At 54.1% G+C, this 15,799-nt stretch carries 12 protein-coding genes and 1 tRNA gene; 6 read left to right on the top strand and 7 right to left on the bottom strand.

Annotated elements, in window-relative coordinates; translation table 11 throughout:
* Positions 1-23 precede the first annotated feature (23 nt).
* A complete protein-coding gene (locus HNI00_RS06770) occupies positions 24-740 on the top strand; it encodes a transporter substrate-binding domain-containing protein (protein WP_316791842.1) in 717 nt (238 codons plus the stop codon).
* 32 nt (positions 741-772) lie between these two features.
* A complete protein-coding gene (locus tag HNI00_RS06765; RefSeq protein ID WP_316791840.1) occupies positions 773-1,441 on the top strand; it encodes a D-glycero-alpha-D-manno-heptose-1,7-bisphosphate 7-phosphatase in 669 nt (222 codons plus the stop codon).
* 103 nt (positions 1,442-1,544) lie between these two features.
* Here the strand turns inward: HNI00_RS06765 and HNI00_RS06760 are convergent, their stop codons facing one another.
* On the bottom strand, positions 1,545-2,807 hold the full coding sequence (locus tag HNI00_RS06760; RefSeq protein ID WP_316791838.1) for an SH3 domain-containing protein: 1,263 nt from the start codon (positions 2,805-2,807) through the stop codon (positions 1,545-1,547).
* A gap of 1,342 nt (positions 2,808-4,149) precedes the next feature.
* Between HNI00_RS06760 and HNI00_RS06755 the strand changes: the two genes are divergently transcribed.
* Entirely contained in the window at positions 4,150-6,780 is a 2,631-nt protein-coding gene (locus HNI00_RS06755) for a GAF domain-containing protein (RefSeq protein ID WP_316791836.1), read from the top strand.
* A 136-nt stretch (positions 6,781-6,916) separates the two neighbouring features.
* Here HNI00_RS06755 and HNI00_RS06750 read toward each other — a convergent pair whose 3' ends face one another.
* Positions 6,917-7,402 carry a low molecular weight protein-tyrosine-phosphatase gene (locus tag HNI00_RS06750; protein ID WP_316791832.1) on the bottom strand — a complete coding sequence of 162 codons (486 nt, stop codon included), beginning with the start codon at positions 7,400-7,402 and terminating at the stop codon, positions 6,917-6,919.
* A 132-nt stretch (positions 7,403-7,534) separates the two neighbouring features.
* Between HNI00_RS06750 and HNI00_RS06745 the strand changes: the two genes are divergently transcribed.
* Positions 7,535-7,607 (top strand) — tRNA-Arg (locus HNI00_RS06745).
* Between the two features lie 124 nt (positions 7,608-7,731).
* On the opposite strand, the gene psbV2 is transcribed toward HNI00_RS06745, so the two are convergent.
* A complete protein-coding gene (psbV2, locus tag HNI00_RS06740) occupies positions 7,732-8,193 on the bottom strand; it encodes a photosystem II cytochrome PsbV2 (protein WP_297076515.1) in 462 nt (153 codons plus the stop codon).
* A 563-nt stretch (positions 8,194-8,756) separates the two neighbouring features.
* Between psbV2 and HNI00_RS06735 the strand changes: the two genes are divergently transcribed.
* Complete coding sequence (locus HNI00_RS06735; protein ID WP_297076522.1) at positions 8,757-9,338, top strand: SRPBCC family protein; 582 nt, start codon at positions 8,757-8,759, stop codon at positions 9,336-9,338.
* Between the two features lie 400 nt (positions 9,339-9,738).
* Positions 9,739-11,217 carry a glycogen synthase GlgA gene (gene glgA / locus HNI00_RS06730; protein ID WP_316791829.1) on the top strand — a complete coding sequence of 493 codons (1,479 nt, stop codon included), beginning with the start codon at positions 9,739-9,741 and terminating at the stop codon, positions 11,215-11,217.
* A 60-nt stretch (positions 11,218-11,277) separates the two neighbouring features.
* On the opposite strand, the gene HNI00_RS06725 is transcribed toward glgA, so the two are convergent.
* The 4 genes from HNI00_RS06725 to HNI00_RS06710 all read right to left on the bottom strand — a co-directional run bounded on the left by HNI00_RS06725 (position 11,278) and on the right by HNI00_RS06710 (position 15,772).
* Positions 11,278-12,363 carry an endo-1,4-beta-xylanase gene (locus tag HNI00_RS06725; protein WP_316791827.1) on the bottom strand — a complete coding sequence of 362 codons (1,086 nt, stop codon included), beginning with the start codon at positions 12,361-12,363 and terminating at the stop codon, positions 11,278-11,280.
* A 117-nt stretch (positions 12,364-12,480) separates the two neighbouring features.
* The gene (locus tag HNI00_RS06720) at positions 12,481-13,245 is read right to left on the bottom strand and encodes a WecB/TagA/CpsF family glycosyltransferase (RefSeq protein ID WP_297076530.1); all 765 of its coding nucleotides are present in this window, start codon (positions 13,243-13,245) and stop codon (positions 12,481-12,483) included.
* A 123-nt stretch (positions 13,246-13,368) separates the two neighbouring features.
* Positions 13,369-14,439 (bottom strand): glycosyltransferase family 4 protein, encoded by a 1,071-nt coding sequence (locus tag HNI00_RS06715; protein ID WP_316791823.1) that lies wholly within the window; start codon positions 14,437-14,439, stop codon positions 13,369-13,371.
* A 37-nt stretch (positions 14,440-14,476) separates the two neighbouring features.
* Complete coding sequence (locus HNI00_RS06710) at positions 14,477-15,772, bottom strand: O-antigen ligase family protein (protein WP_316791821.1); 1,296 nt, start codon at positions 15,770-15,772, stop codon at positions 14,477-14,479.
* Positions 15,773-15,799 lie beyond the last annotated feature (27 nt).

Raw genomic sequence — 15,799 nt, 5'->3', positions numbered from 1 at the left:
TTTGGGCGGGGGTGCAGGGTGCTGTGCCCCCGTTCGCTCATGGGGCGGATCTGGACACGATTCGGCGGCGCGGCTACTTAATTGTGGCGGTGAAGGACAACCTGCCGCCGCTGGGCTTTCAGGCCCCGTCAGGCACGCTGCAAGGGCTGGAAATTGACCTAGCGCGGCAGCTTGCAACAGAGTTGCTGGGCCGTCCCGACGCGGTGGAACTGCGCCCCGTGGCAAATCAAGAGCGAGTGGCGGCGCTGCTGGCGGATGACGTGGATCTGGTCATCGCCCGCATGACGCTGACGGCCTCGCGGGCACGGCTGGTGGACTTCAGCGAGACCTATTATCTGGACGGAACCGCGCTGATCACCCGCGACAGCACGATTCAGCGCATGGCCCACCTGCGCCGTCGGGCGATCGCCGTTCTTGCCCATTCCAGCACGATTGCCGTCGTGCGATCGCGCTTGCCCCAGGCGCAGTTGGTCAGCGTAAGTTCCTATCAAGAGGCGCTGACGCTGATGGAAGCCGGCCAGGTCGCCGCCTTTGCCGCCGATGCCAGCGTTCTGATTGGCTGGGCCCAGGGCAACCCCAATTACCAGGTCTTACCAGAGCGGCTATCGGGGGAACCGCTGGCGATCGCCATGCCGAGGGGACATCGCTATCAAAGCCTGCGGCAGCGGGTGAATCAGACCGTCCTGCGGCTCAGGGAAACGGGCTGGCTGGGCGATCGCATTCGGTTTTGGGGCCTATAGCATGGGGACCTTAGCAACGGGGAGCAAGCGCCATGAACTCGGATCAGAATCCACCGCAAAACTCACAGCAAAACCCACAGCAAAACCCACAGCACGATCTGCAAAACAATCTGCAACATGGTCGCTCGGCCGTGTTCCTCGACCGCGACGGCGTGCTGAATATCGAAGCGGGCTACATTTACGAACTGGAAAACCTGAACCTGATTCCCGGCGTGGCGCAGGCAGTGCGGCGGCTGAACGATCGCGGTCTGTTCTGCTGTCTAGTGTCCAATCAGTCGGGCCCGGCGCGGGGCTACTATCCCCGATCGCACGTTGATAACTTGCACGAACGCCTCTGCCGCCTGCTGCATGAAGAAGCGGGCGCATGGCTCGACGCAATTTACTATTGCCCTGACCTCAGCCCGCCTGAAGGCGGCACGGTTGCCGAATTTACCCGCTGGACAACCTGGCGCAAGCCCAACACCGGAATGCTCGTCGCCGCCGCCTGGGAGCATCATCTGGACATTCGCCGCAGCTTCATGGTGGGCGACAAGGCGACGGACGTAGATCTGGCCCACAATGCCGGGTGCAAAGGCATCCTGGTGCAGACGGGCTATGGCGATCGCGTCCTGGCCGGAGCCTACCAGCACCAGACCCAGCCCGACTATGTGGCCGAAAACCTGGCCGCCGCCGTCGAGTGGATTTGCGCCGCCCAGCACTAATTTTGCGGCGGGATTTTTGCGGCGGGATTTTTGCGACTGGAGGTTTGCGACTGGATTTTGCGACTGGCAATCTAAAATCGCCAATCTAAAATCCAAAATCAGGCTATTCCATCACAATCCAATCGCCCGACACCCACTCGCCAAACCGCTCTAGCTGCACCCAACTACCGCTGCGTCGTCCCGTCAGCGCCACCCGGCTGCCGTTGGGAATCGTGCCCACAACCTGCCCACCAGGGCTGCTGCGGACATTCAGCGGGCTGCCGTTGGTGCGAACTCGCCCAAAGGAAATATCGCCGCCCACATTTCCAGATTGATCGTTTACCAGCCAGTTGTTGGATACCCAGGTGCCGTTGGTGCGCTCGACCCATTCACCGCTGCGGCGACCTGTGAGTTCGACCCGACTGCCGTTGGCTAGCGATCCGATGACTGTGCCACCGGGCGCATTGCGGACATTCAGCGGGCTGCCGTTGGTTGCGACAAACTTAGTACCCCGGTCCCCTCCGATGGGTGGCTGTGGGGTAGGGGGCTGCGGCGTGGGGGGCTGGGGCTGGGGCGTGGTTCCCGGATTGGTCGTAATCCAATTGCTCGAAATCCAGGTGCCGTTGGTGCGCTCTGCCCATTCGCCGCTGCGCCGACCCGTCAGATCCACCCGGCTGCCGTTGACCAGCGATCCAACAACTGCACCGCCGGGGGCATTTCGCACGTTCAGCGGGCTGCCATTAGTCCGCACAAAGGCGGTGCTGACTGCGCCCGCACCGGGGTTGGGAGTGGGGCTGGGCGGAGGAGTCGTGACGGGCGGCTGGCTGTAGGTAATGTAGCGGCCATCGACCCAGGTGCTGTTGGTGCGTTCCAAAAAGCCGTTGCTGGAACGACCCGTTAGTTCGACTCGCGTGCCGTTGGGCAGCGTGCCTACAATTGCCCCACCGGGGGCACTGCGGACATTCAGCGGCTCTCCCGAAGTATTCACAAAGCCCACTGCTCGGTCGGTGCCGCTGGGGGGCTGGGTTGGGCTGGTATTGCCCACCGCAACCCAGTCGGCGGAAACCCAGGTGCCGTTGGCCAGTTCTAGATAGTTGCCGCTGCGGCGACCCGTCAGCTCAACCCGTGCGCCGTTGGGCAAGCTGCTGACCACGGGGCCGCCCGGTGTGCTGCGGACGTTCAGCGGGTTGCCATTGGTCTGCACAGTGCCCGTGGCGGCCATCGCAGACCCCGCCGTGCTGACGACCAGAGCCGCTGCTAAGACCTGCGCCGAGAGCCACGCTGCGCTGGTGGGCGAGGGCAATAGCTCGCTCAGGTCGCGCAATTCGGGTGCTGGCTCGGTGCTTTCGTAGAGGAGGGCAGTGTGGAGATAGGCGAGGGATTCCATAGCGGTGTGACCTTTGTTTTACAGGATTTCTTCTTACAGGTGCAGGACTGACACACTTGCGATAAGTTTTCTGGGCTTTGGACGATTTCTCGCGGGCGCAGCCTGCGAGAAATCGTCTAACTGCGTCAGTCCTAAGGTGATTTGGGGCAGGTAATCGGGGGGCGAATGATTGTGGGGATGAATAAATGAGAGGACAAAGGAACAAGAGGGGCGATCGCCAAGCCCTACAACGGTTTACTCATAAGCGATACAGCTTATGGTACTACGATTTCGGAAAGGGCTTATTTGAGAGAAAATTCGCAGATTTTGCAGAATCTTCCTGGTTAGGACTTACGCACTTGCGATTAAACTTTCTGGATTTTGGACGCTTTCTCGCGGGCGCAGTCCGCGAGAAAGCGTCCAACTGCGTCAGTCCTACCTGGTTTAAGGAGCATGGATGGAACCGTGAAAGGTGAGTGGGGGAATCGTTGCGGAGATGGCGAACTGCCGGGTTGAATCAACACCATGTCTGGCAATTAATCATGAAGATTTGCCAAACAAACGTGAGAAAACTTGACCCGCGAAACCGGACTATTAGAGTTTGGTTCAGCAAGACGAATTTTTGACCGCAAAAGTGCCCAAAAGGTGTTTAGAAAATAGCCCAAGAGGGTTTCCAGCGCCTCTGTTTCTGTGACGTTTGATTGCAAAGTCGTTTTGGCCTTTACTCTAATGATTTCTTAAGAAGCATCGGGTCTGCCTCTGAATTAACGATTTACAAAATTCACGATTCACGAATTTTGAACGAACCGTGAGACTGTCCCAGATTGTGGGCATCTTAAAACCACTCGCTTGAGTTAATACACGAGTTGAATCAGGTGCAAAGCCATCTGTTTGGAGCCGTGAAGTAACCTAACTTTCCGAAGCAAAACCTAAAAGGGCGATCGCCCATCTTGCCTCAGGGGTTCACAGCCTAGGTGCCTATCACAAAAGTTAATTGAGAGATTAGCTGCAAGAATGACTGAGCGCAGAGACAACGCCTGCCGTAGGGCAGATTGAGGATACGTCGTGGGAGACTGTTAAACCCCTCATGCCCTTGTGTTCGTTTTGGTTCGATGGATTAGGCAAATTCGGTGTCTTGATCAGCGGCAAGCCGCATTGCTTGTCAGGAAGCCCGCCCATGAGCCTAAAATCTCGGTCGAAAAAGACCCCGCCCCAATCTAACTCGGAGGAACCGCAGTCGGACAATGCGCCCCTTTTCGAGCGCCCTGCTCCGGCATCTTCTTGTCAGTCGGCAGAGAATTTTGAACGGAACTGCGAGAATAGACACAGCACCGGGCCCGAATCTTTGTCAGGCAGTTCCCACGTGAGCAACAGTCATGCGCGATCGCACTCTTCTCCTGCGCCACCGATCGATGGTTCCGCTGCCTCATCGTCTGCGATCGCTCAACCCCTGCTCAAGTTTGACAGCCTGGAAATTAGCAGCCTGGAAGCTAGCAGTCTGAAAGCTAGCAGCCTGAAAGCTAGCAGCCTGACGGATTTCTCAGATGCGCTGCCGCCGTTCATTCAACCGCTGCTCACGCTGATTTCTGACCTGGTTTATGTCTATGACCGGGTGGCGCACCGCCTCATGCTGATCAACGACGATCAGATGGCGGCAGTGTTGGGGGATTGCCTGGAGGGGCTACAGTCGCCCAGTATCGCCGCCCTCTCTGCGCGGGTTCATTCAGAAGACTGGGCACGGGTGCAGACGTATCTGGCTCAGATGTTGGGCGAGTCGAGCGATGAGCATGAGGTGGAATTTCGTTTGCGGCAGAGCAACGGCAAGTGGCGCTGGCTGCGATCGCGCGATCGCCTGTTGTCTCGCACGCCCGATGGACTGCCCTGGCAACGGCTGGGCCTTTTGACCGATATTACCCACCAAAAGCAAACAGACCCTACTGCCCAGCCAACGGCCTCGGTCGAGCAGCAGATGGCGCTGGTTTCCAAACAAGCCACCCACTTTGCCCGGATGCTGAGCCAGTCTTTGGATTTGAAAGACATCCTGAATACGGCTGTAGATCAGGTTCTGCAAATCTTTCAGGCAGATCGGGTGCTGATCTACCGCCTGTTTGAAAATGGCACAGGCAGCATCATTGTGGATGCGATCGCCGAAGGGTGTCCCACGATTTCCGGGCATCCGCCGCCAGAGAGCATCTTCCCGATTGCCGATCGCCCGACTAGCAGCGCGGGCTGGGTCTACAGCCTTAGCAGCCCAGAAGCGGAATCGCTTTCAGAGCATTCTCGCAGCGTTTTGCGACGGCTGGGCGTTCGCGCCATGCTGGTCGTGCCGATGATGCAGCAGGATACGCTGTGGGGCTGGCTGGTGGTGCATCAGTGTTTGGGCGATCGCACCTGGCAGAAGTGGGAAACTGACCTGATTACCCAACTTGCGGGCCAGTTAGACCTAGCCATTGCCCAGTCGGAACTCTATCAGCAGGTGCAGCGCCTGAATGTTGATCTGGAGCGGCAGATTCAGGCCCGCACGGCCGAATTGCGGCTAGCGTCGAACTTTGAAGCGACGCTCAAACGCATTACCGACAAGGTGCGCGACAGCCTCGACGAAGATCAGATTTTGCAAACGGCAGTGCAAGAATTGGCGATCGCCACCGAGATTAGCTGCTGCAATGCCGCCCTCTATGACCTAGAAGAGGGCACTTCCACCGTCCGCTATGAATACACCACCACCGTCTCGCCTTACCAAGGACGCACCGCCGATCTAGCGGCCTTCCCAGAGATCTACGGCCCATTGCTCAACGGGCAGAGTCTACAATTCTGTTCTCTTGTGCCCAACCCGGTGCGCGGGCGCGTGTCCATGCTGGCAACGCCCATTATGGACGACCAGGGCGTGCTGGGCGATTTGTGGATGATCAACCACGCCTTCTATGCCTTTGGCGAGCAGGACTTGCGGATGGCGCAGCAGGTGGCCAACCAGTGTGCGATCGCCCTCCGCCAGGCCCGGCTGTTTCAAGCTGCCCAGGCCCAGGTGCGAGAGTTGGAAAAACTCAACCAGCTCAAAGATGACTTCCTCAGCACCGTCTCCCACGAGCTGCGAACGCCCATGTCCAACATCAAAATGGCCATTCAAATGCTGGAGCTAATCCTCCGGCAGGCGGGCATTTTGGACAGCACCACCGAGCTAGAGCCAAACCGGGTCAACCGATACTTCAAAATCCTGCGGGAAGAGTCTCAGCGCGAAATCAGCCTGATCAACGACCTACTTGACCTGTCGCGGCTCGACGCGGGCGCAGATGCGCTGCACCTCAGCAGCATTAACCTAGCAGGCTGGCTGATTCCGCTGCTGCGCCCGTTTGAGGAACGCACCCGCAATCACCAGCAATCCCTGCAAATTCGCCTAGACGCAGACAGTCTGTCGCCTCTGATCACCGACCTGGCCAAGCTAGAGCGCGTGGTTACAGAACTGCTGACCAATGCCTGCAAATACACCCCTGCGGGCGGCGAAATCTGGGTCGAGGTGAAGCGGCTGGAAGCGGGGGGACAAAGGCAGGAGGAGGGGGAAGAGGGAAGAGGGAAGAACGAAGAGGGAAGAACGAAGAGGGAAGAACGAAGAGGGAAGAACGAAGAGGGAAGAACGAAGAGGGAAGAGGGAAGAACGAAGAGGGAAGAACGAAAGAGGCGGCTGGAGGCTGGGGGGCAAGGGCAGGAGAAAGGAGTTGGGCGGGAGGACAGGGAAGAGCTTCCTTTCCAAGGTCTTGTCATTCCAAAGCTCCAGATTCGCGTCATCAATACGGGCACTGAAATCCCGCTCATCGAGCGCGATCGCATTTTTGAAAAGTTCTACCGCATTCCCAACAACGACCCCTGGAAATATGGCGGCACGGGGCTTGGGCTGGCGCTGGTGAAAAAGCTGGTGATGTGTCTGCAAGGGACGCTGGAGCTAGACTGTGCTGACGGACAGGTGCAATTTACCGTCACGCTGCCGCTTCAGCCAGAATAAGCACCCTGCGGAGTGCCTCCGTCGCATTCAACATCAGATTCAACTCGCATTCTTCAACTTGCATTCAACCTTGCAGAAGGCGGGAGAGAGAGCAGGAGAGAAGGCAGGTGAGAGGAGAACAGCAACCTGGCCTCTATTAGGCGATCGCCCCACTCGCCTTCAACTCTGTCAGCAATCCGCCGCAGGCATCCATCAGCAGATCAATCACGTAGTTAAATCCCTCTGTGCCGCCGTAGTAGGGGTCGGGCACTTCGCGATCGCCATAGGTTTGGCAATAGTCGCACATCAGCTTGACCTTGTGGCGATATTGCCCGCTGCGGTCGAGGCGCAGAATATTTTCGTAATTCTCTTTGTCCATTGCCAGGATCAGGTCAAATTCCTCAAAATCGTCGGGATGAAACTGGCGGGCGGTTCCCTCTAGCGTAATGCCCAGCTTCGCCTGAGCGGCAGCGTTCATGCGGCGATCGGGCGGGTTGCCGACGTGCCATGCGCCCGTACCCGCCGAGTCGCAAATAATCTGCCCGTCCAGCCCGTTTTGTCGAATCAGCAGGTTCATAATGTTTTCCGCAGAGGGCGATCGACAGATGTTGCCAAGGCAAACAAACAGCAGCTTGTAGGGCATGTCTCCAGTTCCAGGTTTAAAGTGCTATACTCTCTGAGTGGTGATTGGCGATCGCTCTAAAGTTTACTACTCTAAGAGTCTGCTTTAGGAGTCTGCTTTAGGAGTCTGCTCAAGAGTTCGCTAGGATGCCGAGGGCATGTAGCTCAGTGGATAGAGCATCAGATTCCGGTTCTGAGGGTCGGGGGTTCGAATCCCTCCATGCTCGTTTGGTACGCTCGTTTGATACACGGTAATGGCGCGTGGCAACAGACTAGCCTCTAAGCTTTCGCCCATTTCTGTCAGTCAGTCAGCTTGTCTGGTCGAACCCTAGAGCAGCGTTTAGGGATCGGCTAAAAATCAGCCGTGCCCCAGCCAGGTGCTTTCTGAGCCGATCGCAGGATGAAGGCGGATAGGTTTTCGACCTGCGTCTGGTTCATCCAGTCCTCCGAAACGCGACGACACTCCAGCGCCTCTTCGGAGCCGTCGTAGGTTGTAGGGGCCCGCAGAAAGGCAACCAGGCGATTAATGGTATCGCGGGGCGGGGTTGCGCCCTTCAGCGCCGCAAGAGACAGCGGCACGGTCGGGTTGGGCAGGGTCGAACCGCCGACATGACAGTTTTTGCAGTTTTCTTCAAACAGGCGCTTGCCTGCGGTTAGGTCGATCGCCGAGAACGGTCGGGTCGTGTCTGCATCGAGCGGCAGTTCCACTGGCTCGGAGGCATCCAGAAACCGCGCCACATAGGGATCAACAGGCCCGGCGATCGCCCCTTGCGGCAGCAGCGCGATCGCCCCAATCCAGCATCCAATCACCACCCACCCGGCCACCCGCCACCGACTTGCGACGGGTCGGAGTATCGCTAACCAGAGTATCTCTAACCAATGGGCCCTTTGAAACCATCCCTGCGTGCCTTTCCGACCAGCCTGCTGCATTGCTATTCGTGGAAGTGAGCGTCTCCTATTTAACTCTAGCGCTGATGGGTTGCTGGCGGGTTTCAGCTGGCGACGATCTCCTGCTGATCTGCTGCTGAGCTGGTCAATACGCCCCAATAGCCATTTTTTGCCCCAGGGCCGCCTTTAGAGTCCCGTTAGAGTCCTATTGGACGGTTTGCGACCAGGCGGAATACTCTCCCAGCTTTTTTGTAAACCAGGCTTAACAAACGAAACGAAAAGCAGACCTTTAGAATGGATCAGGACTACATAAAGTGATGGATAAACCCTGGTATAAAACTAAAAATGGCGGATAAAACCGGAGCCTCGTTGAATTCGTAAATTTTTAGAGGCTGGCTTAGCGCGAAGCAAGCCCCTAGATGAGGTCAAAATTTGGTCCGAAAATTGGTTTGATTTGATCAACGACTCGGTGTTCGAGGAGACGAAAAATGTTGGATTTTTGGGGTCGGCATTCACGCCGTGGTGCGGAAGAATGGGTGCAGCCCCTCGTGGAAACCTATCAGGCCATTAGCTCTGCTTCGGTGGATGCCCTCTGGCAGCGAGTCATTAACCTGGCTGACGTTTCCTGGCATCCGCTAATTGCCCGCACCAACGTTCCCAAAGGACTCATCCCCAAGCCAGGACTGATTTATCAGGCGGTTTCGCGCCTGTTTTTGCCGATTCCGATTCGGATTTTTGTTGAGCGGGTGTCGCCCCGCGAGCTGCTGAGCGTCCGCATCCTGGCGCTGCCAGGGATAGAGGAGCGAGTCACCTATCGCGTTGAGTCTACGCTCTGCGGTACGCGAGTGTCCTATTCTGTCACGCTTAAGGGCTGGCTGTCGCCGCTGATCTGGTCGTTTATTCGCCCCTATGCGGCTCGCGTGGCCACTGAGCTAGCCCATGCCGCTGAGCAGGATTTGGAACGGGCGGCCTGTCCCCGATCGTCTCGCCGCGCTTTGCCCAACATGAATGCCGATCTGTTCGGGCTACTGCTGCTTGTCTGTAGTCTGTCTCCTCCGCTTCATTCCTGATGGGCGAGAGTGCGTCTGACGGCATCAGCGCTGCATTACACCTACATTACAGCCCTGCATTACACCTACATTACAAAAGGCTTGGTCACAAAAGCGATCAAAGGGTTTCTGGCAGGACTCTGCTCAAAAAGAGAAGTCAGGCTGACGGTCGAGTCTGGTTTTGGGAAAATCTCTTGAGGGCGATCGCCCCAGACTACCCACGAGTCCCCCAAAATATGGTTTTATACTTTTGTAAAGCATCGCATGTAAAGCGTCAGCTAAGCTGCCCTCTCTTAATGTGTCTCTTCAGAAAGTGCCTTCAAAGTGCTTTTTAGAGCGTCTCTCAGAGTGTTTCTGAGGGGCATCCAGCCCAGCGTCCAACGTAGCCATTAGCCAGTTTCCCTTCAGCAAGGAGCCGTCCATGTATATTGTGCAAGTTGCCTCTGAGTGTGCGCCAGTAATCAAAGCTGGGGGACTGGGCGATGTGGTCTATGGGCTGAGCCGGGAGCTAGAGATTCGCGGCAACACGGTCGAAATCATCCTGCCCATGTATGACTGCATGAGGTATGACCACATCTGGGGGCTGCACGAGGCCTATCGAGATTTGTCGGTGCCCTGGTATGGCGCAGCGATCAGGTGCGACGTGTTTTGCGGCTGGGTGCATGGTCGTCTCTGCTTCTTCATTCAGCCCAAATCCCAGGATAATTTTTTCAACCGGGGTATTTACTACGGCGCACCGGATGACAATATGCGCTTTGCTTTCTTTAGCAAAGCAGCGCTGGAATTTCTGCTTCGCACCAACAAACGCCCCGACGTGATTCACTGTCACGACTGGCAGACTGGGCTAGTGCCCGTCATGCTGTATGAGATTTACAAATGGCACGGCATGGCCAATCAGCGCGTGCTGTTCACCATCCACAACTTTAAACACCAGGGCATCGGCGGCGTAGATATCCTCTGGGCGACGGGGCTAAACAACGAGGAATATTACTTTCAGTACGATCGCCTGCAAGATAACTTCAATCCTTTCGTCCTCAACTTCATGAAGGGTGGCATCGTCTACGCCAATCATGTCAACACGGTTTCGCCTCACCATGCCTGGGAAGCTCACTATGGCAGCGAGGGCTATGGTCTGGGGCACACGCTGCACACCCACAGCTACAAGTTCAGTGGCATCCTCAACGGTGTTGATTACGACATTTGGAACCCAGAAATTGACAAATACATTCCGGCAAAATACACCGCCGAAACGCTAGAGAACAAGGTTAAGAATAAAAAAGCACTGCGCGATCGCCTGGGTTTGCGCCATGACCCTGAAAAGCCCCTCATCTGCTACATTGGTCGGCTGGATGAGCAAAAGGGCGTGCATCTGGTTCACCATGCGATTTATCATGCGCTGCTGCGGGGTGTCCAGTTTGTGCTGCTGGGGTCTGCCACCGAGCGCGGTATCAACGACTGGTTCTGGCACGAAAAGAACTTTCTCTACAGCAATCCAGACGCTCACCTAGAGCTTGGCTTTAACGAAGAACTCTCTCACCTAATCTACGCTGGGGCAGACATGATCGTTGTACCCAGCAACTTTGAACCCTGTGGGCTGACCCAGATGATTGGTCTGAAGTACGGCACGGTTCCCATTGTGCGGGGCGTGGGTGGCTTGGTGAACACCGTGTTTGACCGGGACTATGACGAAAACCACCCGCCCGAAAAGCGCAACGGCTACGTTTTTCAACATACCGATTTTCAGGCGCTAGAGTCGGCGATGGATCGGGCGATCGGGCTGTGGCGCTATTATCCTGAAGAGTTCGAGAAGCTCGTCCTGCAAGGCATGGCCTATGATTACTCGTGGAAAGATCCAGGCGCGGCCTACTTGGGTGTGTACGAGTATATTCGTCACCGATAGCTATGAAGTGTAGCTATGAAGTGCCTCGCTGCGAGATACCTCGCTAGTAGCGGGCAGGATCTAGCGAAGGGGAGCGTTATCAAAGGCTTGGGCGATCGCCCACCATGCAGGCTTACGCTCCAGGTTTTCGTCTAGCGGCAAGGGACGCACAGGCAGCCCGTCTTCGCGGGGCTTATCGCCAGAGAGCCACGTATGGCGATCGCTCAGCCCCCAAGTCACTACACCAATGACAGCAGGCTCGTCCAGCACAACATCTAGATACTCCCGATAGGCATCGGCCACGAGACGATCGCGAACTGACGGATTAGCCGGAACATTCTGATCGCTCACGTCTAACTCAGTGATCAGGATTTTTAGTCCCAGGTCGGCCAGATCCTTCAAAAACCGTCTCAATCGCTCAGCATCAAAGCGGGTTTCGCCTGCCCGTAGGTGTGACTGAATTCCAAAAGCTTGCACAGGCGTTCCGCTTGCTACCAGGCGTTCCATTAGCTTTAGCGCCGCTTTACGCTTTGACTCATGACTCGACGTGGCATACTGCAATCCGTAGTCGTTGTAGACCCGAAGCGCCCGGGAGTCTACCTGAGCAGTAAGCCGAAATGCCAAGTCGATATAGGCTTCCCCCAAAGACTCTAGCCACAAACTATTCCTTAGCCCATCGGAGCGTCCATCAGGAACTTCAATTGCTTCATTCACCACATCCCAGGAATGAATCTGACCTGCAAAATGTGCTGCGACTGTGCGGATATGAGAAGTCAGCAGTTGCTCAGCGTTGCTTGGGTTCAGGGTTTCCCTCAGCCATCTCGGGTTAGACAAATGCCAGACTAGGGCATGTCCGCGCAGACTTAGCCCGTTTGCTCTGGCAAACCTGAGCATCTCGTCACTCCGAGTAAAGTCAAACCGATCTGGGTTGGGGCGCAGCGGTAGATCTCCAGCGGCCCATTTCAGTTCCCATTCAGGAACAAGAACACTGCACTCGCGGATATAAGAATTTGCCAACGACTGACTGCTGAGTAGATCCCGATGACGTGCTGCTGCCCCAAAGAACAATCCCTTGGCAGCAGCCCGCTGCTTGAGCGACTGTGTTTCGGATTCGAGGGCGATCGCCATTTCAGGAGTTACCGACCTTGATCGGGAAAGTTCTGACACGAGAAGTGACTGAGACATCGCTTCTTTCGCAGAATGCAGGCCTATACCTACAACGGTTCCTAGCCCAAACAGAAGGCAATCCCGACGAGATAAAGTCTTAACTTGAGACATAGGGACTTACTCCAAACGAAACGACGCAATCCCTAACCGCTGCCGCAACACAAGCCAAACAAAATATGGGTTGCCGAGAATATAGCGCTGCCACAAACGCTTTGGCTCCATTAGCAACCGAAATAGCCATTCCATGCCCAGCTTTTGCATAGGCACCGGGGCACGTCTGACCATATCTGCTACCAGTTCAAAACTCACGCCGATCCCCAAAGAAATGGGCACCCCCAGCGCCTTGTAATGGGCGTACATCCACTTTTCCTGCTTGGGTGCTCCCAAACCTACGAAGAGTAAATGGGGAGCACCAGCACGCACTTTCGACTGGATCAGCGCGAGTTCATCAGGATCACGCTCAAATCCGTACGGCGGGCAGTGTGTACCCACAATGTCTAAAGAAGGATGACGCGCTTGCAACACTGCCTTGGCACGATCTGCCGCACCGGGACGACCTCCCAGCAAGAAAACTCTAAGTCCCTTTTGTGCAGCAACCGCGCATAGTTCTTCAAACAGATCGGTTCCATTGACGCGCCCATTAAGCGGTGTTCCCAAGAAGTGAGCAGCCCAAAGCAGCGGGACACCATCTGGAACTGAAAGAAACGAATGATGATAAATCTCTCGAAATAGGCGATCGTGCTGCAACATCATAATGTGGTGTGCGTTTGGAGTCACCACATATTCCGGTGTTGTGGATGTGAGGGCGTGATGCACAATCCGATTCACCACTTCGTCAAAGGAGTAATCATCAACTCCAACGCCACAGATATTAACTCTCATTGCATCTCCGAATTGGTCAATTCGACAGGTTTAACTAAGTCAGAACTGGCAGAAAACTAGTATAAAAACTATAAAGTGCCTTTCAGAAACTTGCCACCAAAACACATCTTCAATGAGCAAAACCTATGATTCAAACAGCGTGGAAGTATAAACATGAGTCAGCGATTGCCAATACTTATTAGAGCCAAAGGGTAAAACGCTTGTGTATGCTGCCCTACCTAACTCATGCCTTAGATTGCAGTCGTCTATTAACAACTTGATCGAGTCTGCAATTTGATAGACATCACCCGGATCAACCAAAAGACCGTTTCTCTTATGTTGAATCACACTTGGAATGCCACCTACAGGAGTTGTAATGACAGCCAGACCCCAACTCATCGCCTCCAGCAGAGCCATCGGCAAGCCCTCGTTATAGGAAGGAAGCACAAAAACGCTGGCTTCTCGCGACAGAGCTTCTCGTTGGGCTGGACTAATCCAACTCATAATAGAGACAACATCTTGGAGTTCAAAATCTTGAACTAGCTCTTCTAAACGCTCTAATTCACCATCGCCAGCCATTACTAGCCGTACCTGGGAATGATATTCTCTAGGGAGTAGTGATAGTGCTTTAACCAGATCAAACGCTCCCTTTCGATGGCCAATTCGTCCAAAAAACACGAAGAGAATCTGACTACTTTCTGTCGGTTCTCTTTGAGGAATCTGATCTGGAATTTTGACTGCGTTGGGCAGCACAGTCACCCGCTCTTGCCTTAGCTCTAGTGCATCTATATAAAATTCCTTCCAGCTTTCAGAAAGGACAATGAAGCGATCGCATTTTCGATAGACCCAACTCAGAGCAGCTTTCACAAAAGCAGGTAAATGGCTATAAAATTCATGAAATTCTGAGCCATGAGTATGCATCACGACAGGCTTGCCAAACAACTTAGAAATCAATGTAGTAATGGCTTGACGAAATGCACTGCCTCTTTCGGAAACATGGATATGAACTAAGTCAACACTTCCAAAAAGCAACTCCCTCGACAAGTTCAGCAGTGCTTTAAGAAATGCTCGAATTTTATCTAACGGAGAGCCGTCAACCAAAGTTGCAATGTGCTCAATTTCTATCGACGGGTCGGTCTGTTCTAGGATCAACTGTTGAACCGAAACAATGCCGCCTCTCCTAGCAAGTCCTTCACCCAACATTAAAACTTTCATGCCAAGATTCTCCAAACAAAATCTACTAGATATCTCATCACTCGACAGAATGCGCTAGATTATCGGCAGAAATCTTTATGGAGTCCTTAGGTTGTCGCAAGCGCGATTTTTGTAGCTGTAAGGAAATACCCAGAGAAACAAAGAGAACCCAGTTTAGACTGTTATTAACCATCAGAGATGACTCTGTGGAGTTAATCAGGCAGGTAAAAATCAAATAAATTACCGACCACGAATACAAAGACGGATCTGACTGCTTAGACAGTTGAAGGCTGCGTATAAACATCTGCAAAAATCCAAGGATAAAAACAGCAGCACCGACAAATCCAAGCTGAATCCAGAGATCGATAAACCCATTGTGAGCATTCGGCGCAAGCCAACCGTAGTCTTTCCAAACTGCTGCACCAGGGCTGTTCCAATCTCCCCAAAATCCGCTGTATCCATAGCCTAAAATGGGCCTTTGTAAGCCTTGACGGATCACAATTGGCCAAATATCTGTGCGCCCTGTCAGCGTTAAGTCCTTACCTACTGAGCCAACCACTAACTCCAGCATCTCCACTAGAAAAATTGAGGCAAAACAGCCAAAAGCGGCAAGTGCAGAGATTACTGGGATCATGACTCGATCTGGCCAAAGCGTAACTTTTAGAACTGTAAAAACTAAGAATAAAGTGACAAAGTTAATCAGTGATGAACTAGATGCTGACATCACAATCATAAATACGGACATTGTAAGTCCTAACATCGCCTTCCAGGAATTTTGCCCTCCTCTCAAAGAAAGAGAGAGAAAAATGAGAGAGCTTAACACCATCAGTTGCCCAAATGGATTTTTATGAATAAAGATGCCGCGCCATGCACCAGCATGAATGCCACTCATTTTGCCATATTGAGGAAGAGCAATTACAAAAACGAGGCTTAGAAGCAAAATGATGCTGAATGTAATAGCCAAGATATTAAGTTGCTCTTTCGGGCTGAATCGAGTTCCAAAATAAATTCCGAATAGCGTGGTGCCAAGAAGCGCGATCACCCTTGTCTGCGTAAGGCTTGGCTGAGCAGACCAGAGAACTGAACACACCACAAGCCCCAGGAGAATCAGGAGGAACGGACTCCTAAATAGCCGCTGAACAACATATTTCCATCGCCATAGTAAAAGCAAGAAGGAAATGCCATAGTTTACAAGAAGCAATTGTCGAATCAAGGCAAAATCGACATCCCTCAGAGAACCCGCGTTTCCTTCGCTAAATCCTCCTGACAGAAAAAGTGTGAGAATGCCGCCGGCATAAAGAATTAGATAAGCTATAACAAATACAAGCTCAAGGAATCGCCACAGTCCCTTCACAGCACTCACTCCTTCGTCAAGATTCGA

This window comes from Thermoleptolyngbya oregonensis NK1-22 (assembly GCF_032705245.1).
GTDB lineage: Bacteria > Cyanobacteriota > Cyanobacteriia > Elainellales > Elainellaceae > Thermoleptolyngbya > Thermoleptolyngbya sichuanensis.
Note: the sequence above shows the minus strand (reverse complement) of the source record. Positions and strands in the feature narration are given on the sequence as shown.